Source organism: Nesterenkonia lacusekhoensis, assembly GCF_017876395.1.
GTDB classification, from domain to species: Bacteria; Actinomycetota; Actinomycetes; order Actinomycetales; family Micrococcaceae; genus Nesterenkonia; species Nesterenkonia lacusekhoensis.
In genome coordinates this window covers 1,476,791-1,493,048 of record NZ_JAGINX010000001.1, presented here as the reverse complement: position 1 = coordinate 1,493,048, position 16,258 = coordinate 1,476,791, and the positions used below count along the sequence as shown (strand labels likewise).

The 16,258-nt window shown below is 65.9% G+C and carries 12 protein-coding genes, 3 tRNA genes, 1 pseudogene and 1 other annotated feature; of the genes and pseudogenes, 15 read left to right on the top strand and 1 reads right to left on the bottom strand.

Annotated features, from left to right (window positions below; translation table 11 throughout):
• Positions 1-6 precede the first annotated feature (6 nt).
• From ilvD to JOF45_RS13760, 15 genes are all read left to right on the top strand, one after another.
• Complete coding sequence (gene ilvD / locus JOF45_RS07045; RefSeq protein ID WP_210048716.1) at positions 7-1,764, top strand: dihydroxy-acid dehydratase; 1,758 nt, start codon at positions 7-9, stop codon at positions 1,762-1,764.
• 270 nt (positions 1,765-2,034) lie between these two features.
• Positions 2,035-3,858 (top strand): acetolactate synthase large subunit, encoded by a 1,824-nt coding sequence (locus JOF45_RS07040; protein WP_210048715.1) that lies wholly within the window; start codon positions 2,035-2,037, stop codon positions 3,856-3,858.
• A gap of 10 nt (positions 3,859-3,868) precedes the next feature.
• Entirely contained in the window at positions 3,869-4,423 is a 555-nt protein-coding gene (ilvN, locus tag JOF45_RS07035; protein ID WP_210051364.1) for an acetolactate synthase small subunit, read from the top strand.
• A gap of 29 nt (positions 4,424-4,452) precedes the next feature.
• Positions 4,453-5,481, top strand: coding sequence for a ketol-acid reductoisomerase (ilvC, locus tag JOF45_RS07030; protein WP_210048714.1), 1,029 nt, complete (start codon positions 4,453-4,455; stop codon positions 5,479-5,481).
• Between the two features lie 95 nt (positions 5,482-5,576).
• The gene (gene serA / locus JOF45_RS07025) at positions 5,577-7,175 is read left to right on the top strand and encodes a phosphoglycerate dehydrogenase (protein ID WP_210048713.1); all 1,599 of its coding nucleotides are present in this window, start codon (positions 5,577-5,579) and stop codon (positions 7,173-7,175) included.
• Positions 7,172-8,788 carry a methionine--tRNA ligase gene (gene metG / locus JOF45_RS07020; protein WP_210048712.1) on the top strand — a complete coding sequence of 539 codons (1,617 nt, stop codon included), beginning with the start codon at positions 7,172-7,174 and terminating at the stop codon, positions 8,786-8,788. Before serA ends, metG begins: the two co-directional genes overlap by 4 nt.
• Before the next feature lie 4 nt (positions 8,789-8,792).
• A complete protein-coding gene (locus JOF45_RS07015; RefSeq protein WP_210048711.1) occupies positions 8,793-9,860 on the top strand; it encodes a 3-isopropylmalate dehydrogenase in 1,068 nt (355 codons plus the stop codon).
• A complete protein-coding gene (locus JOF45_RS07010) occupies positions 9,857-10,930 on the top strand; it encodes a branched-chain amino acid aminotransferase (protein WP_342591427.1) in 1,074 nt (357 codons plus the stop codon). The genes JOF45_RS07015 and JOF45_RS07010 overlap by 4 nt, the downstream gene beginning before the upstream one ends.
• 47 nt (positions 10,931-10,977) lie before the next feature.
• Positions 10,978-11,760 carry a fumarylacetoacetate hydrolase family protein gene (locus JOF45_RS07005; RefSeq protein WP_210048709.1) on the top strand — a complete coding sequence of 261 codons (783 nt, stop codon included), beginning with the start codon at positions 10,978-10,980 and terminating at the stop codon, positions 11,758-11,760.
• A gap of 29 nt (positions 11,761-11,789) precedes the next feature.
• A complete protein-coding gene (gene gltX, locus JOF45_RS07000) occupies positions 11,790-13,325 on the top strand; it encodes a glutamate--tRNA ligase (RefSeq protein WP_210048708.1) in 1,536 nt (511 codons plus the stop codon).
• Between the two features lie 111 nt (positions 13,326-13,436).
• Positions 13,437-13,508, top strand: a tRNA-Gln gene (locus tag JOF45_RS06995).
• A gap of 31 nt (positions 13,509-13,539) precedes the next feature.
• Positions 13,540-13,615: transfer RNA gene (locus JOF45_RS06990), tRNA-Glu, on the top strand.
• Positions 13,616-13,689: 74 nt separating this feature from the next.
• Positions 13,690-13,765, top strand: a tRNA-Glu gene (locus tag JOF45_RS06985).
• 120 nt (positions 13,766-13,885) lie between these two features.
• Positions 13,886-14,197: a transposase gene (locus JOF45_RS06980; protein ID WP_087483962.1), complete on the top strand. Its 312-nt coding sequence runs from the start codon at positions 13,886-13,888 to the stop codon at positions 14,195-14,197.
• Positions 14,155-14,257, top strand: a sequence feature (AL1L pseudoknot). (Overlaps the previous gene by 43 nt.)
• Positions 14,194-14,937 (top strand): IS3 family transposase, encoded by a 744-nt coding sequence (locus JOF45_RS13760; protein ID WP_210048460.1) that lies wholly within the window; start codon positions 14,194-14,196, stop codon positions 14,935-14,937. (Overlaps the previous feature by 64 nt.) The genes JOF45_RS06980 and JOF45_RS13760 overlap by 4 nt, the downstream gene beginning before the upstream one ends.
• On the opposite strand, the pseudogene JOF45_RS06970 reads toward JOF45_RS13760, so the two are convergent.
• Positions 14,819-16,215 (bottom strand): annotated as a pseudogene (locus JOF45_RS06970) (IS30 family transposase). The gene JOF45_RS13760 and the pseudogene JOF45_RS06970 overlap by 119 nt on opposite strands.
• Between the last annotated feature and the right edge of the window lie 43 nt (positions 16,216-16,258).

Genomic DNA, 16,258 nt, shown 5'->3' with positions numbered 1-16,258 from the left:
CGGCCTATGGCCGAGAGCACCCCAGAGTCCACAGCACCGTTCACCCCTCCCACCCCTGTCACCGGGCCCTCCTCGCCGGAGAAGCCGCGCAGCTGGCAGGTGACCGACGGCTACACCCGGGCACCGGCCCGCGGCATGCTGCGAGCCGTCGGCATGGGCGACGACGACTGGTCCAAGGCCCAGATCGGCATCGCCAGCTCCTGGAACGAGATCACGCCCTGCAATCTCTCCCTGGATCGCCTGGCCAAGGCGTCCAAGGAGGGTGTGCACGCCGGCGGGGGATACCCGCTGGAGTTCGGCACGATCTCTGTCTCCGACGGCATCTCCATGGGTCATGAGGGCATGCACTATTCCCTGGTCTCCCGAGAGGTCATCGCCGACTCGGTGGAGACCGTCATGGAGGCCGAGCGCCTGGACGGCTCCATCCTGCTGGCCGGCTGTGACAAGTCCCTGCCGGGGATGCTGATGGCCGCGGCCCGGCTGAACCTCTCCAGCGTCTTCCTCTACGCCGGCTCCATCATGCCCGGCACCGCCCGCTTCTCCGACGGCTCGGAGAAGGAGGTCACCCTCATCGACGCCTTCGAGGCCGTGGGCGCCTGCGCCCGAGGCACGATGAGTGAGGCCGATCTGGGCGTCATCGAACGCGCCATCTGCCCCGGCGAGGGCGCCTGCGGCGGGATGTACACCGCCAACACCATGGCCTGCATCGGTGAGGCCCTGGGCATGTCGCTGCCCGGCTCGGCCGCGCCGCCCTCGGCTGACCGGCGCCGCGACTACTACGCCCACAAGGCCGGCGAGGCCGTGGTGGAGCTGCTGCGCAAGGGCATCACCAGCGGAGACATCCTGACCAAGAAGGCCTTCGAGAACGCCATCGCGGTGACCATGGCCTTCGGCGGCTCCACCAACGCAGTCCTGCATCTGCTCGCCATCGCCCGCGAGGCCGGAGTGGACCTGCAGCTCGAGGACTTCAACCGCATCGCCGATCAGGTTCCGCACCTCGGCGACCTCAAGCCATTCGGTCAGCACGTCATGGCCGATGTGGATAAGGTCGGGGGAGTGCCGGTGGTCATGCGCGCGCTGCTGGACGCGGGACTCATCCACGGCGACGCGCTGACCGTGACCGGCAAGACGGTGGCGGAGAACCTGGAGGCCATCAACCCGCCGGACATCGACGGCACCATCATCCGCAGCCTGAACAGCCCCATGCACCGCAACGGCGGCATCGCCGTGCTGCACGGTTCGCTGGCCCCCGAGGGAGCCGTGGTGAAGTCCGCCGGCTTCGACGCCGACGTCTTCGAGGGCACCGCCCGGGTCTTTGAGCGGGAGCAGGCTGCGCTGAAGGCTCTGGAGGAGAACAGGATCCAGCCCGGCGACGTCGTGGTCATCCGCTATGAGGGCCCCAAGGGTGGGCCAGGGATGCGCGAGATGCTGGCCATCACCGGTGCCATCAAGGGCGCGGGCCTGGGCAAGGATGTCCTGCTGATCACCGATGGCCGCTTCTCGGGCGGGACCACAGGACTGTGCATCGGGCATATCGCCCCTGAGGCTGTGGACGGCGGCCCCATCGCCTACATCGCCGACGGAGACCCCATCCGGGTGGACATCGCCGGACGCAGCATCGAGCTGCTGGTGGAGGAGACCGTGCTCCAGGCCCGGCGTCAGACCCCGGACTGGAAGCCCCTGCCGCCGTATGTCACCACCGGCGTGCTGGGCAAATACGCCAAGCTGGTCCGCTCGGCCGCAGAGGGCGCCTACTGCGGCTGAGCGGCCCGGCCGCCCAGCATTGGGACCGCCAGGTCCACATCATGAGACGCCCATGCCGGGTGTTGACACGTATCACACCTGCGGGAATGATCGGGGTCATGCGCCAGCAGCTAGTCGTAGTGGTACCCGTCATTTCCCCCGCCGGGGAATGAACGGTCCGCTGCACATGCTCTGACGCGCTTGCGATCGTTCACCCCGGCACGAGGGCCCCTGACAGGGACTCCGACAGCCGGGGTTTCGTCTGTGCAGGGGCAGATAGGGATTGAGGCTATGTTGACCACCACCACCGCCGATGCACGGCTCTACGGCCCAGGGCGCACCGTAGCGCCCGAAGAGGTCACCGGCTCCCAGGCCATCATCCGCAGCCTGGAGGAGCTCGGGGTGACCGATGTCTTCGGCATCCCCGGCGGAGCCATCCTGCCCACCTACGATCCGCTCATGGACTCCTCGGAGATCAACCATGTGCTGGTCCGTCATGAGCAGGGCGCCGGCCATGCCGCCCAGGGCTACGCCATGGTGACCGGAGAGGTGGGCGTGTGCTTCGCCACCTCCGGCCCCGGAGCCACCAACCTGGTGACTCCGCTGGCCGACGCGAATATGGACTCGGTGCCGATGGTGGCGATCACCGGGCAGGTCAACGCCCAGGTGATCGGCACCGACGCCTTCCAGGAGGCGGACATCGTCGGCATCGCCCAGCCGATCACCAAGCACGCCTTCCTGGTGACCGACGCCGATGACATCCCACAGGTCATGGCTGAGGCGTTCCACCTGGCCTCCTCCGGACGTCCGGGCCCGGTGCTGGTGGACATCACCAAATCGGCGCAGACGGCCAGGACCACCTTCTCCTGGCCGCCGAAGCTGGAGCTCAACGGCTATAAGCCGGTGACCCGCGGCCATGCCAAGCAGGTCCGGGAGGCGGCCAAGCTGATCCAGGCCAGCCGACGCCCGGTGTTCTACATCGGCGGCGGCATGATCAAAGCCGAGGCCGCAGAGGAGTTCCGCGAGCTCGCCGAGACGGTGGGCGCCCCCGTGGTCAACACCCTGATGGCCCGCGGCGCCTTCCCCGACTCCCACGAGCTCAACGTGGGCATGCCGGGCATGCATGGGGCGGTCTCTGCTGTGGCCGCCCTGCAGAAGGCGGATCTGCTGATCACCCTGGGCGCACGCTTCGACGACCGTGTCACCGGTCAGCTGGACAGCTTCGCCCCCGAGGCCAAGGTCATCCACGCGGATGTGGACCCTGCGGAGATCTCCAAGAACCGTTCGGCCGATGTGCCGATCGTCGGTTCCCTCAAGGAGATCGTCCCTGAGCTGAAGGTCGCCTACGAAGATGTCACCGCCCAGGCCGGAGAGCCGGACCTGAGCCCCTGGTGGCGCCAGCTCAGCCGCATCCGCGACACCTACCCGCTGGGGTGGACCCCGCCGGAGGACGGCAACATCGCCCCGCAGCAGGTCATCCAGAAGATCGGTGAGGCCGCCGGTCCGGAGGCGGCCTATGTGGCCGGCGTCGGGCAGCACCAGATGTGGGCGGCACAGTTCATCCGCTACGAGCGTCCGCGCCAGTGGCTGAACTCGGGCGGTCTGGGCACGATGGGCTACTCCGTGCCCGCAGCCATGGGTGCCGCCGTCGGGAATCCCGAGCGCACCGTCTGGGCCATCGACGGCGACGGTTGCTTCCAGATGACCAACCAGGAGCTGGCCACCTGCGCGATCAACAACATCCCGATCAAAGTGGCTGTGATCAACAACTCCTCCCTGGGAATGGTCCGGCAGTGGCAGACCCTGTTCTACGAGTCCCGCTACTCCAACACGGACCTGAACACAGCGTTGAACCCCGACGGTGACGAGGTCGTGCGCATCCCTGACTTCGTCCGGCTGGCCGAGGCCTACGGCTGCGTGGGGCTGCGCTGTGAGCGGGAGGAGGACCTCGACGACGTCATCGCCCAGGCTATGGCCATCAACGACCGACCCGTGGTCGTGGACTTCGTGGTCAGCCGCGACTCCATGGTCTGGCCCATGGTCCCCGCCGGAGTCAGCAACAGTGACATCCAGGTCGCCAGAAATATGACGCCCGACTTCGACGAGGAGGAATAAGGTGAGTGCTGTGAATCAGAGTGAAGGCTCCCCGGCCCCGGGGGCGGTCCAGCGCCGCACCCTCTCCGTGCTGGTCGAAGACGTTCCGGGCGTGCTCTCGAAGGTCTCCGGACTCTTCTCCCGCCGCGCCTTCAACATCCATTCCCTCGCCGTGGGGCCTTCGGAGATCGACGGCCTCTCCCGCATCACCGTGGTGGTGGATGCCGACGCCGAGCTTCTCGAGCAGATCACCAAACAGCTCAACAAGCTCATCAACGTCATCAAGATCATCGAGCTGGCACCGGAGAACTCGGTCCAGCGCGATCACCTGCTGATCAAGGTCAAGGCCGACTCGCCGACCCGTCTGCAGGTGACCCAGGCTGTGGATCTCTTCCGCGCCAAGATCGTGGACGTCTCCGTGGACTCTCTCACCATCGAGGCCACCGGCGCTCCCGATAAGCTCAACGCACTGCTCGAGGTCCTCGAGCCCTACGGCGTGCGCGAGATCGTCCGTTCCGGGACGCTCGCGATCAGCCGCGGCTCGAAGTCCATGACCGACCGTGCACTGCGCTCAACCCTGCAATAGTCAGCAAGACGAACTGAGGAGATCTCGAAGTGACTGACCTCTATTACGACGACGACGCCGACCTCTCGGTCCTTTCCGGCAAGAAGGTCGCCGTCATCGGATACGGCTCCCAGGGCCACGCCCACTCCCTGTCCCTGCGCGACTCCGGTGTGGACGTCGTCGTCGGTCTGAAGGAAGGCTCGAAGTCCAAGGCCAAGGCCGAGGAGCAGGGCCTGACCGTCAAGCCGGTGGCCGAGGCCGCCCAGGAGGCTGACGTGATCATGATCCTGGTGCCGGACCAGCACCAGGAGAGCGTGTACAAGGAGGAGATCGCCCCTCACCTGGAGGCGAACAACGTCCTGCTGTTCTCCCACGGCTTCAACATCCGGTTCGGGTTCATCGCCCCGCCCGAGGACGTGGATGTGGCCATGGTCGCTCCGAAGGGCCCCGGCCACGTGGTGCGCCGCGAGTACGAGGCGGGCCGCGGCGTCCCCGCGCTCATCGCTGTGGAGCAGAACCCCTCGGGTCAGGCCAAGGACATCGCTCTGGCCTACGCCAAGGGCATCGGCGGAACCCGCGCCGGCGTCATCGAGACCACCTTCACCGAGGAGACGGAGACCGACCTCTTCGGCGAGCAGGCTGTCCTCTGCGGCGGAGCCTCCCAGCTGGTGCAGTACGGCTTCGAGACACTGACCGAGGCCGGCTACAAGCCGGAGATCGCCTACTTCGAGGTTCTGCATGAGCTCAAGCTCATCGTGGACCTGATGGTCGAAGGCGGGCTGACCAAGCAGCGGTGGTCCATCTCCGACACCGCTGAGTTCGGCGACTACGTCTCCGGCCCCCGCGTGATCTCCCCGGAGGTCAAGGAGAACATGAAGGCTGTCCTGGCCGACATCCAGTCCGGTGCCTTCGCTCAGCGGTTCATGGACGACCAGCGCAACGGCGCCCAGGAGTTCGCCGAGCTGCGCCGGAAGAACGAGTCGCACCCGATCGAGTCCACCGGTCGCGAGCTGCGCAAGCTGTTCTCCTGGATCAACGACCAGGAGGACGACTACACCGAAGGCACAGCCGCACGGTGAATGCCTAAGATAGTGGGGGTCGGTCTTCGGACTGGCCCCCACTGTTCTTCGTCAGACCCCCAGAACATCGCCGCTACCCCGAAGAAGGAACTCCGTTGAGCACTCGCCCCGTCGTCGTCCTCGCCGAGGAACTCTCGCCCGCCACCGTCGAGGCCCTCGGGCCGGACTTCGAGATCCGTCAGTCCGACGGCTCCGACCGCGCCCGCCTGTTCGCCGATCTGGCGGACGCGGATGCGATCATGGTCCGCTCCGCCACCCAGGTCGACGCCGAGGTCTTCGCTCAGGCCCCACAGCTGAAGGTCGTCGCCCGCGCCGGCGTGGGGCTGGACAACGTGGACGTCAAGGCCGCGACGGAGGCCGGCGTCATGGTGGTCAACGCGCCCACCTCGAACATCGTCTCCGCGGCTGAGCTGACCTGTGCACACATCCTGGGTCTGGCCCGGAACATCTCCCCAGCGCATGAGGCGCTCAAGGCAGGGGAGTGGAAGCGCTCCAAGTACTCCGGCGTGGAGCTGCAGGACAAGGTCCTCGGCGTGATCGGTCTGGGCCGCATCGGTGGTCTGGTCGCCGAGCGCATGAAGGCCTTCGGCATGGAGATCATCGCCTTCGACCCCTACGTGACTTCGGCGCGCGCCCACCAGCTGGGAGCTCAGCTGGTCACGCTGGAGGAGCTCTACGAGCAGGCTGACGTGGTCACCGTCCACATGCCCAAGACTCCTGAGACCATCGGCATGATCGGCACCGAGCAGTTCCGGACCATGAAATCTTCGGCCTTCGTGGTCAACGTGGCCCGCGGTGGCCTCGTCGACGAACAGGCCCTGGAGGCGGCCCTGGAGGCCGGCGAGATCGGCGGTGCGGCCATCGACGTGTTCTCGACGGAGCCCTCCACCGATCTGCCCTTCTTCAGCCGCGAGAACGTCGTGGTCACCCCGCACCTGGGCGCTTCCACCGCCGAGGCCCAGGAGAAGGCAGGGGTCTCCGTGGCGAAGTCGGTGCGGCTGGCCCTGGCCGGCGAGCTGGTGCCGGATGCGGTGAACGTGGCCGGCGGCGCCATCGACGAACTGGTCCGGCCGGGCATCCCGCTGATCGAGAAGCTCGGCCGGGTGCTCAACGCCCTCGCCTCCGACGCCTTCACCGATGTGGAGACCGAGGCCGCCGGCGAGATCGCCGAGCTCAACGTCTCCGCCCTGCAGCTGGCCGCCCTGAAGGGCCTGTTCACCGATGTGGTCTCCGAGCAGGTCTCCTACGTCAATGCCCCGGTGCTGGCGGAGCAGCGCGGGATCGCCACCCGCCTGACCACCACCAGCGAGGTGGAGGACTACCGCAACGCGCTGACCGTGCGCGGAGCCACCTCCTCGGGCACCAACCTGGAGGTCCGAGGCACGCTGACCGGCCCCAAGCAGATCGAGAAGATCGTCGGGATCAACGGCTATGACCTCGAGGTGACCCTGACCGATCATCTGGTGATCTTCGAGTACGCGGACCGCCCCGGCGTCGTCGGTGCGCTCGGAAGGATCCTGGGGGAGAAGGGCGTGAACATCGCCGGGATGCAGGTCTCGCAGAGCTTCAAGCAGGGCAGCGCTCTGGCCGTGCTGGCCGTGGACGCGGCGCTGCCGGCCGGTGTCCTCGATGAGATCGCTGCGGAGGTCGGCGCCACTCTGGCCGCCGAGGTGGATCTGGAGGAGCATCAGTGAGCACGCCGTCCTACTACCTGACCACTGCGATCACCTATCCCAACGGGGAACCGCATATCGGTCATGCCTATGAGTACATCTCCGCCGATGTGATGGCGCGGTTCAAACGGATCGACGGCTATGACGTCCGGTTCCTCACCGGCACCGATGAGCACGGCCAGAAGGTCCAGCAGACCGCCGAGAAGGAGGGGATCACCCCCTACGAGCTGGCCACCCGCAATGCCCAGGCCATCAGAACTGTGGACGACGAGGTGCTGGGCATCTCCTACGACCGGTTCATCCGCACCACCGACGAGGACCACTACACCGCTTCCCAGGCGATCTGGCGTCGGATGGTCGAGGCCGGAGACATCTACCTGGACAAATACGCAGGGTGGTACTCGGTGCGTGACGAGCGTTTCTTCACCGAGGAGGAGACAGAGGTCGGCCAGGACGGCGAGCGGTATGCTGCTGAGACCGGCACCCCCGTGACCTGGACCGAAGAGGAGTCCTACTTCTTCCGGCTCTCGAAGTACACTCAGCCGCTACTGGACTTCTACGCCGCGAACCCGGACTTCGCCGGTCCGCGCTCCCGCTTCAACGAAGTCATCCGCTTCGTCGAGCAGGGCCTGGAGGACCTGTCCATCTCCCGGACCACCTTCGACTGGGGTGTGCCGGTCCCCAAGGACCTCACCGAGGGCGAGACCGAGCTGGACCACGTCATGTACGTCTGGGTCGACGCGCTGACCAACTACCTCACCGGTGCCGGCTTCCCCGACGTCGACTCCGAGGCCTTCGGTCGCCGCTGGCCGGCGGACCTGCACATCATCGGCAAGGACATCTCCCGCTTCCACTGCATCTTCTGGCCGGCCTTCCTGATGAGTGCCGGGCTGGAGGTGCCCAAGCGTGTGATGATCCATGGGTTCCTGCACAACGCCGGCGAGAAGATGTCCAAATCGGTGGGCAACGTGGTCGCCCCCGCGGCGTGGACGAAGACCTACGGGCTGGACGCCGTGCGGTTCTTCCTGCTGCGCGAGTTCCCCTACGGCCAGGACGGTTCCTACACCCACGACGCCGTGGTGGGGCGGAAGAACTCCGACCTCGCCAACAACCTGGGCAACCTGGCGCAGCGGTCGCTGTCGATGATCGTGAAGAACTGTGAGGGTGCAGTTCCGCAGCCCGGTGATCTCACCGAGGAGGACCGGGCGATCCTGGACCAGGCCGAGGAGCTCCTGGAGATCTCCCGAAAGGCCTATGAGGTCCAGGACTTCCACCACGCCCTGGAGCGCACCTGGTTCGTTCTGGGAGAGGCCAACGCCTACTTCGCCGATCAGGCCCCGTGGCAGCTGAAGAAGACCGATCTGGAGCGTATGGGCACAGTCCTCTACGTGACTGCCGAAGTGCTGCGCCGGGTCGCACTGCTGGCTCAGCCGGTGATGCCGACCTCGGCGACCAAGCTGCTGGATGCCCTGGGTGTGGCCGCAACCGGCGACGCGGGCGCCACCAATGCCTCCAATGAGGGTCCGCGCAGCTTCGCCGCCTTCGGCGAGGCACTGCGTCCCGGCACTCCCATCGCCAAGCCCGAGCCGATCTTCCCCCGCCACGAAGATCCCGACGAGAAAGCTGAGGCCTGATCCCATGGCAGAACAGTTCGACATCGCCGTCATCCCTGGCGACGGGATCGGCCCTGAGGTCATCGCAGAGGCCCGCAGAGTCTTGGACGCCGCCCTGGCCGGCTCTTCGGCGCAGATCAGCTGGACCGAGTACTCGTTGGGCGCTGGGCACTGGCTGGAGACCGGGGAGACGCTCACCGAGGAAACCCTGGAGAAGCTGAAGCGGCACAGCGCGATCCTCTTCGGCGCCGTCGGGGCCGATCCGCTCGACACCCGGATCCCCTCGGGCATCATTGAGCGCGAGCTGCTGCTGGGCCTGCGGTTCAACCTGGATCACAGTGTGAACCTGCGCCCCTCCCAGACCTTCCCCGGGGTCTCCACCCCGTTGGCCGGCGAGGGGGACTTCGACTTCGTCGTCGTCCGCGAGGGCACGGAGGGCCCCTATGCCGGCAACGGCGGCCAGCTGCGCCGCGGCACGCCCCAGGAGATCGCCACCGAGGTCTCGGTGAACACCGCCCACGGTGTGCGCCGTGTGGTCCGGGACGCCTTCGTCCGGGCGCAGGCACGGTCGAAGAAGCTGACCCTGGTGCATAAGAACAATGTGCTCACCTACGCCGGGGACCTCTGGACACGGACCACCCGAGAGGTGGCCCAGGAGTTCCCCGAGGTCACCTGGGACTACATGCACGTCGACGCCGCCACCATCCACATGGTCACCGACCCGCAGCGCTTCGACGTGATCGTCACCGACAACCTCTTCGGCGACATCCTCACCGACCTGGCAGCCGCGATCACCGGCGGCATCGGGCTGGCCGCCTCCGGCTCGATCAATGCCGAGGGCGTGTATCCCTCCATGTTCGAGCCGGTCCACGGTTCGGCCCCGGACATCGCGGGCCAGCAGATCGCCGATCCCACTGCGGCTGTGCTCTCCTCGGCCCTGATGCTCGATAATCTGGGTCTGACAGAGGCTGCCCGTGCCGTGGGGCAGGCCGTGCACGCTCAGCTCACGGAATGGGCGCAGTCCGGCACCACCGGGCTGAGCACCGCCCAGCGCGGCGATGCCTTCGTCGCCAAGATCAAGGAGACACTGTGAAGTTCGACGTCGTTCCCCACCCGAACCCCACTGACTCGGCGCAGATCGCCGAGGTGCTGAAGGACCCCGGATTCGGCACACATTTCACCGACCACACTGCGGTGATCGACTGGACCGCGGCCGGCGGGTGGCAGAACGCGCGGGTGGAGGCCTACGGGCCCATCACATTGGACCCTGCCGCGGCCGTGCTGCACTATGCCCAGGAGGTCTTCGAAGGGACGAAGGCCTACCGCCACAGCGACGGGGGGATCTGGACCTTCCGTCCCTTCGCCAATGCCGCGCGCATGAACAGCTCCGCGCGGCGTCTGGCCCTTCCGGAGCTGGAGGAGCAGGCCTTCGTGGAGTCTCTGGAGCAGCTGGTCTCTGCTGACCGGCAGTGGGTCCCCTCCGGTGAGGGAGAGGCGCTGTACCTGCGCCCCTTCATGTTCGCCTCCGAGGCGTTCCTCGGTGTGCGTCCGGCCAAGGAGGTCAGCTACCGGGTGATCGCCTCCCCGGCGGGCAACTACTTCGGCGGGGAGCTCAAGCCGGTGAAGATCTGGGTCTCCCGGGACTATGTCCGCGCGGCCCCCGGCGGCACCGGCGCGGCCAAGACCGGCGGAAACTACGCCGGCTCCCTGCTGCCGCAGCAGCAGGCCGCGGAGAAGGGCTGTGACCAGGTGCTCTTCCTGGACCCGCTGCATGACAACGCCATCGAGGAGCTGGGCGGCATGAACGTCTTCCTCGTGACCGCTGACGGCCGCATCATCACCCCGGAGCTGACCGGCACCATCCTGGAGGGGATCACCCGCGACTCGGTGCTTCAGCTGGCACGGGACCGCGGTCTGACCGTGGAGGAGCGCCGGATCACTCTGGACGAGTGGGAGGCCGGCGTCGAGGACGGCACCATCACTGAGGTCTTCGCCTGCGGCACCGCTGCGGTGATCACCCCGATCGGTGAGCTGCTGGACGGGGAGAAGACCATCGCCTCCACCGGCACCGGGGAAGTCACCCAGTCGATCCGTGAGGAGCTGCTGGGCATCCAGACCGGAACGGTGGAGGACCGCTACGGCTGGATGCACCGACTGGCCTGAGTTCTGCGGGCCTGAGTTCTGCGGGACGGGGCGATAGACTGGCGCGTATGCGCATTGCACGATTCGTCACAGACGCTGAACCGTCCTATGGCCTGGTCACAGGCGAGCCCGGTGAGGAGATCATCACCCAGCTCGTCGGAGACCCCTTCTACCAGGGCATCCAGCAGGTGCCCGGGGAGGAGGCCACCCACAAGCTGGAGGATGTCCGCTTGGTGGCGCCGATCATCCCGCGGAGCAAAGTCATCGGCGTCGGGAAGAACTATGCCGACCACGCCGAGGAGATGGGCGGCGAGGCGCCGGTCTCACCGCTGCTGTTCCTGGTGCCCAACACCGCGGTCTCCGGACCCAACGAGCCGGTCACCCTGCCCTCCTTCTCGGAGGAGGTCAGCTATGAGGCCGAGCTGGCCGTGGTCATCGGCCGCATCTGCAAGGACGTGCCGGTCGAGCGCGTGCCTGAGGTGGTCTTCGGCTATACCGTGGCCAACGATGTCACGGCTCGGGACGCTCAGCGCACCGACGGGCAGTGGGCCCGCGCCAAAGGCTTCGACGGCTCCACTCCGCTGGGGCCGTGGATCGAGACAGAGCTGGACCCGGAGGATCTGACCGTCATCGGCCAGCTCAACGGAGAGACCGTCCAGGACGGCACCACGGCCGACATGATCTTCGGTGTGCCCGAGCTGATCGCCTACATCTCTCAGGCCTTCACGCTGTTGCCCGGCGACGTCATCCTCACCGGCACTCCGGCAGGCGTCGGGCGGCTGAGCGCCGGCGATCGCTTCGACGCCGAGATCGAGGGCATCGGCACCCTCACCAACCACTTCCGCAACTGAGACCGCTGACAGGAGCGATTTCCAAGATCATGACCACTCCCGTGGCTCCTCCGAAAGACATCCCCTCAGTCGACGCCAGCACCCCGGTGCGCGTGCGCTTCTGTCCCTCGCCGACCGGTCTGCCGCATGTCGGGCTGATCCGTACGGCGCTGTTCAACTGGGCCTATGCCCGGCACACCGGCGGCAAGCTGATCTTCCGGATCGAGGACACCGACGCCGCCCGCGACTCTGAGGAGTCCTACCAGATGCTGCTCGAGGCCCTGCGCTGGCTGGGCATCGACTGGGACGAGGGAGTGGAGGTCGGCGGGCCCCACGGCCCGTACCGCCAGTCTCAGCGGGGTGAGATCTATCAGGACGTGCTGGCCAAGCTGAAGGAGGCCGGGTTCGTCTATGAGTCCTTCTCCTCTCCTGAGGAGGTCGAGGAGCGTCACCGTGCTGCCGGACGGGATCCCAAGCTGGGCTATGACAACTATGACCGTGACCTCACCGAGGAGCAGAAGGAGGCCTTCCGTGCCGAGGGCCGCGAGCCGGTGCTGCGCTTCCGGATGCCCGAGGAGGACATCACCTTCACCGATCTGGTGCGCGGTGAGATCACCTTCGGTGCAGGGTCCACTCCGGACTTCGTCGTGGCCCGGGCCAACGGGAAGCCGCTCTACACGCTGGTGAACCCGGTGGACGATGCGCTGATGGAGATCACCCACGTGCTGCGCGGCGAGGATCTGCTGTCGTCGACGCCTCGGCAGGTCGCCCTGTACCGGGCGCTGCACGCGGTGGGTGTCGCCTCCTACATGCCGGCCTTCGCGCATCTTCCCTATGTGATGGGTGAGGGCAGCAAGAAGCTGTCCAAGCGCGATCCGGAGTCGAACCTGTTCCTGCACCGGGATCGGGGCTTCATCCGTGAGGGCCTGTTGAACTACCTGGCACTGCTGGGATGGTCACTCTCAGCAGATGAGGACATCTTCACCGTGGATGAGCTCGTGGAGAACTTCGATGTCGCCGATGTGCTGGGCAACCCGGCGCGCTTCGACGTGAAGAAGGCCGAGTCCATCAACGGAACCCATATCCGTCGTCTGGAGGCCCAGGACTTCCGCGACCGTCTGGTTCCCTATCTGCAGGCGCGGCAGCTGGTGGATGAGGAGCTCACTGAGCGTCAGGCGGCTCTGCTGGACGGCGCTGCGCCGCTGGTCCAGGAGCGCATCGCGCTGCTGGGGGAGGGTGCGGACATGATGGCCTTCCTCTTCGCCGACGATGATCAGCTTGAGATCGAGCTCAAAGCCTTCAGCGGACTGGGGGAGAAGGACGTGGTCCTGGAGGCTCTGGACGCCTCCACAGCGGCTCTGGAGAAGCTCGGGGAGTGGACCACGGAGGAGATCGAGGGGGCCCTGCGCGAGGCGCTGATCGAGGGGATGGAGCTGAAGCCGCGCAAGGCCTTCGGAGCTGTCCGTTCGGCGATCTCGGGGCGCAAGGTGTCCCCGCCGCTCTTCGAGTCTATGGAGCTGCTCGGCCGGGAATCGTCTCTGTCACGGCTGGCTCGTTTCCGCGCTGAGGTAGTGTCGCGGGGCTGATTTTGCATCTGCTGGGATATCTCGTGTAAAGTATTTATCCGTTGCGGGGGAGCGCAGGAGATGCTCCTGAAGACCTCGAAACAAGGATAATCGAAGAGAGAATCCCAGTATTGGGCTATGGTGTAATCGGCAACACGACGGTTTCTGGTACCGTTATTCTAGGTTCGAGTCCTAGTAGCCCAGCGGATCGATCCTCTGAGGATCGATCAGATATGGCCCCATCGTATAGCGGCCTAGTACGCCGCCCTCTCACGGCGGTAACGCGGGTTCGAATCCCGCTGGGGTCACCACAAGGTGTGAAGCCTCGGACCATGCGGTCTGAGGCTTCACCTCTGTGATGATGAACAATCGAATACTGGTCTATGGCCCCATCGTATAGCGGCCTAGTACGCCGCCCTCTCACGGCGGTAACGCGGGTTCGAATCCCGCTGGGGTCACCATAGAGAAAAGCGCTTCTGGATTTCCAGGGGCGCTTTTCTTGTGTTTGGGATTACTTTTCTTGCCGGTCGGTGTGAAGCGCCCTGGGTTTCGTTCCGAGTCTCAGCAAGGAGAATCGGAGTATGCCCAAGAAGTTCAGTCCAGAGCTGCGTGACCGCGCCGTGCGCATGGTTCACGACCGTCAAGCCCTCGAGGGAGGTCCCAGAGCGCAGTCGATCCGTGCCGTCGCACCACAGCTCGGTGTCGGGGAGGAGACCCTGCGGATCTGGTGCAACCGCTACGGCCCCACCGAGCCGACCGGCCCGGGCGAGCCGCTCGAGGAGGAGAACCGGCGTCTTCGACGGGAACTCGCCGAGGCACGGCGCGCGAATGAGATTCTGAAGGCCGCCTCAGCGTTTTTCGCAGCGGAGCTCGACCGCCCCACGACGAAATGATCGCGTTCATCGACATGCATCGCGAACAGTTCGGGGTCGAGGCCATCTGCCGCATCCTCGGTGCGACAGAATGTGGGTTCATCACCTCCCGCGGATACCGTGCCGCAAAGAGCAGGCCAGCCTGCGCTCGTAGCATTCGGGACGAGATGCTCGTGGAGGAGGTGAAACGAATTCACAAGGAGAACTACAGCGTCTACGGGGTCCGAAAGATGTGGCACGCGATGCGGCATGCGGGATGGGACGTCGGTCGCGACCAGGTGGCACGACTGATGAGGGTCGCGGGACTCCAAGGCGTCCGGCGAGGCCGTAAGCCCGTCACCACCTGCCCTGGAGCCGGACCGGATGAGCGCCCCGACCTTGTGGAACGGAAGTTTGCCGCGGACCGTCCGCGGCAGCTCTGGGTCGCTGACATCACCTACGTCCGGATCCTCGCCGGATTCTGCTACGTCGCATTCATCACCGATGTCTTCAGTCGGAGAATTGTCGGCTGGGCGGTCGCACCCACACTCCACACACAGTCTCTACCTTTGCTCGCACTGGAGCACGCACTTCTTTCCACTGGTGCAAGCAGGAATGATAGCGGATTGGTTCACCACTCCGACAGGGGCAGTCAGGCCGTATTCAACTGGTCGTCGCAACAGTGTGTTGTTGGACTGAGCGTAGTTGATCGGCGAACGCCTCGGCGGGAGTGCGCCACCCCAAGATCCCGCGTGGCCGGTTGTTCATGGCGGTGGCGATAGCTGCGATTTCGGTGGCGTTCCACCTGGAGAGGTCAGTGCCTTTCGGGAAGTATTGCCGAAGCAGACCATGAGGTGCTCGTTGGAGCCACGCTGCCAGGGACTCTTCGCGTCAGCGAAGTACACCGGCAGCCCAGTCTCTTTCGTCAGCAGCGCATGTGCCGAGAGCTCTTTGCCGCGGTCCCAGGTCAAAGAACGGCGCAGCTGCTCAGGCAGATGGGTGATCGACTTCGCCAGAGCGTCTTTCATGGTCAACGCCCCATACCCCGCCAGTGCCGGGCCGTTCTTCGTTGGTCGAATTTGCCCGTACCCGGCCTGGCGGGGCAGGTGGACCAGTATCGCGTAGCGGGTGGTGCGCTCGATCAACGTGGCCACGGCCGAACGCTTCAGTCCGATGATCAGGTCACCTTCCCAGTGGCCGGCGATCTTGCGGTCCTCGACCTCCTTGGGGCGTTTCTGCAGCACGGTCTCGGCAGTGACATGAGCCCAGGCTTCCTGCCGTGTGCGGGCCCGGGGCATTCGCTTGGTGCGACCTCGGCGCAGGTGCCAGGACTGCTTCCGGGCAAGCCCGCCGCGGGATTCGACGTAGAGGGCCTGATAGATCGCCTCATGAGAGATCCTCATGGTCGGGTCATCGGGGAACTCCAGTGGCAGCCGCTTGGCAATCTGCTGCGGACTCCAGGCGGTGACCCATTCACGGTCCCCACGGTGGGGCTTGTTCTTTCCATCCCAGGCCGGGCCCTCGGGGCCGACAACTTCACCTTCGGCGGTGATGATCTCACCGCTGAGCTTGTCTTGGACGTACTGGCGCAGCCGGTCGTTGGTGACCATCTTCGCGGTCTTCGGACGGCGGGCGCGCCGCTCAGCATGCCACTGAGCAATCGAGGCCTTGTACTCCAGCTGATAGGTCCTGGTCGAGGCGTTACGCCGTAGCTCCCGTGAGATCGTCGATGGGCTACGCCCCAGCCGACGGGCGATCTCACGGACCCCGCTGTCTTGGGCTCGCCATAAAGCGATGTCCTCCCGTTCAGAGGAGGAGATATACCGTCCGAAAACAGTCGAGGCCAAGTGTGGATTCACGCCACCAGCATGTCGGAACCAACGGTGAGCTACAGGCTCGGAGACACCGGCGGCTTCACCGGCCTCTCGGGTCTTAGCTCCTGCAGCGATGGCCTGCCAGAACCGCACACGGTCCTCGCGCCAAGCCACCGTTGGGCGCCCAGGAGAGACGATCTGACCGCGATATTCCCTTGCCCTCTTCTGCCTTGGGCCAATGCCCATCGAACACCTCCATCAGGTAGGTGTTGCGACGACCACTTGAATA

Excerpts from the sequence above, each read along its gene's own strand:
- ilvD (WP_210048716.1), top strand. The coding sequence starts at position 7 with ATGGCCGAGAGCACCCCAGAGTCCACAGCACCGTTCACCCCTCCCACC.
- JOF45_RS07040 (WP_210048715.1), top strand. The coding sequence starts at position 2,035 with ATGTTGACCACCACCACCGCCGATGCACGGCTCTACGGCCCAGGGCGC.
- JOF45_RS07015 (WP_210048711.1), top strand. The coding sequence starts at position 8,793 with ATGGCAGAACAGTTCGACATCGCCGTCATCCCTGGCGACGGGATCGGC.
- JOF45_RS07005 (WP_210048709.1), top strand. The coding sequence starts at position 10,978 with ATGCGCATTGCACGATTCGTCACAGACGCTGAACCGTCCTATGGCCTG.
- gltX (WP_210048708.1), top strand. The coding sequence starts at position 11,790 with ATGACCACTCCCGTGGCTCCTCCGAAAGACATCCCCTCAGTCGACGCC.
- JOF45_RS06980 (WP_087483962.1), top strand. The coding sequence starts at position 13,886 with ATGCCCAAGAAGTTCAGTCCAGAGCTGCGTGACCGCGCCGTGCGCATG.
- JOF45_RS13760 (WP_210048460.1), top strand. The coding sequence starts at position 14,194 with ATGATCGCGTTCATCGACATGCATCGCGAACAGTTCGGGGTCGAGGCC.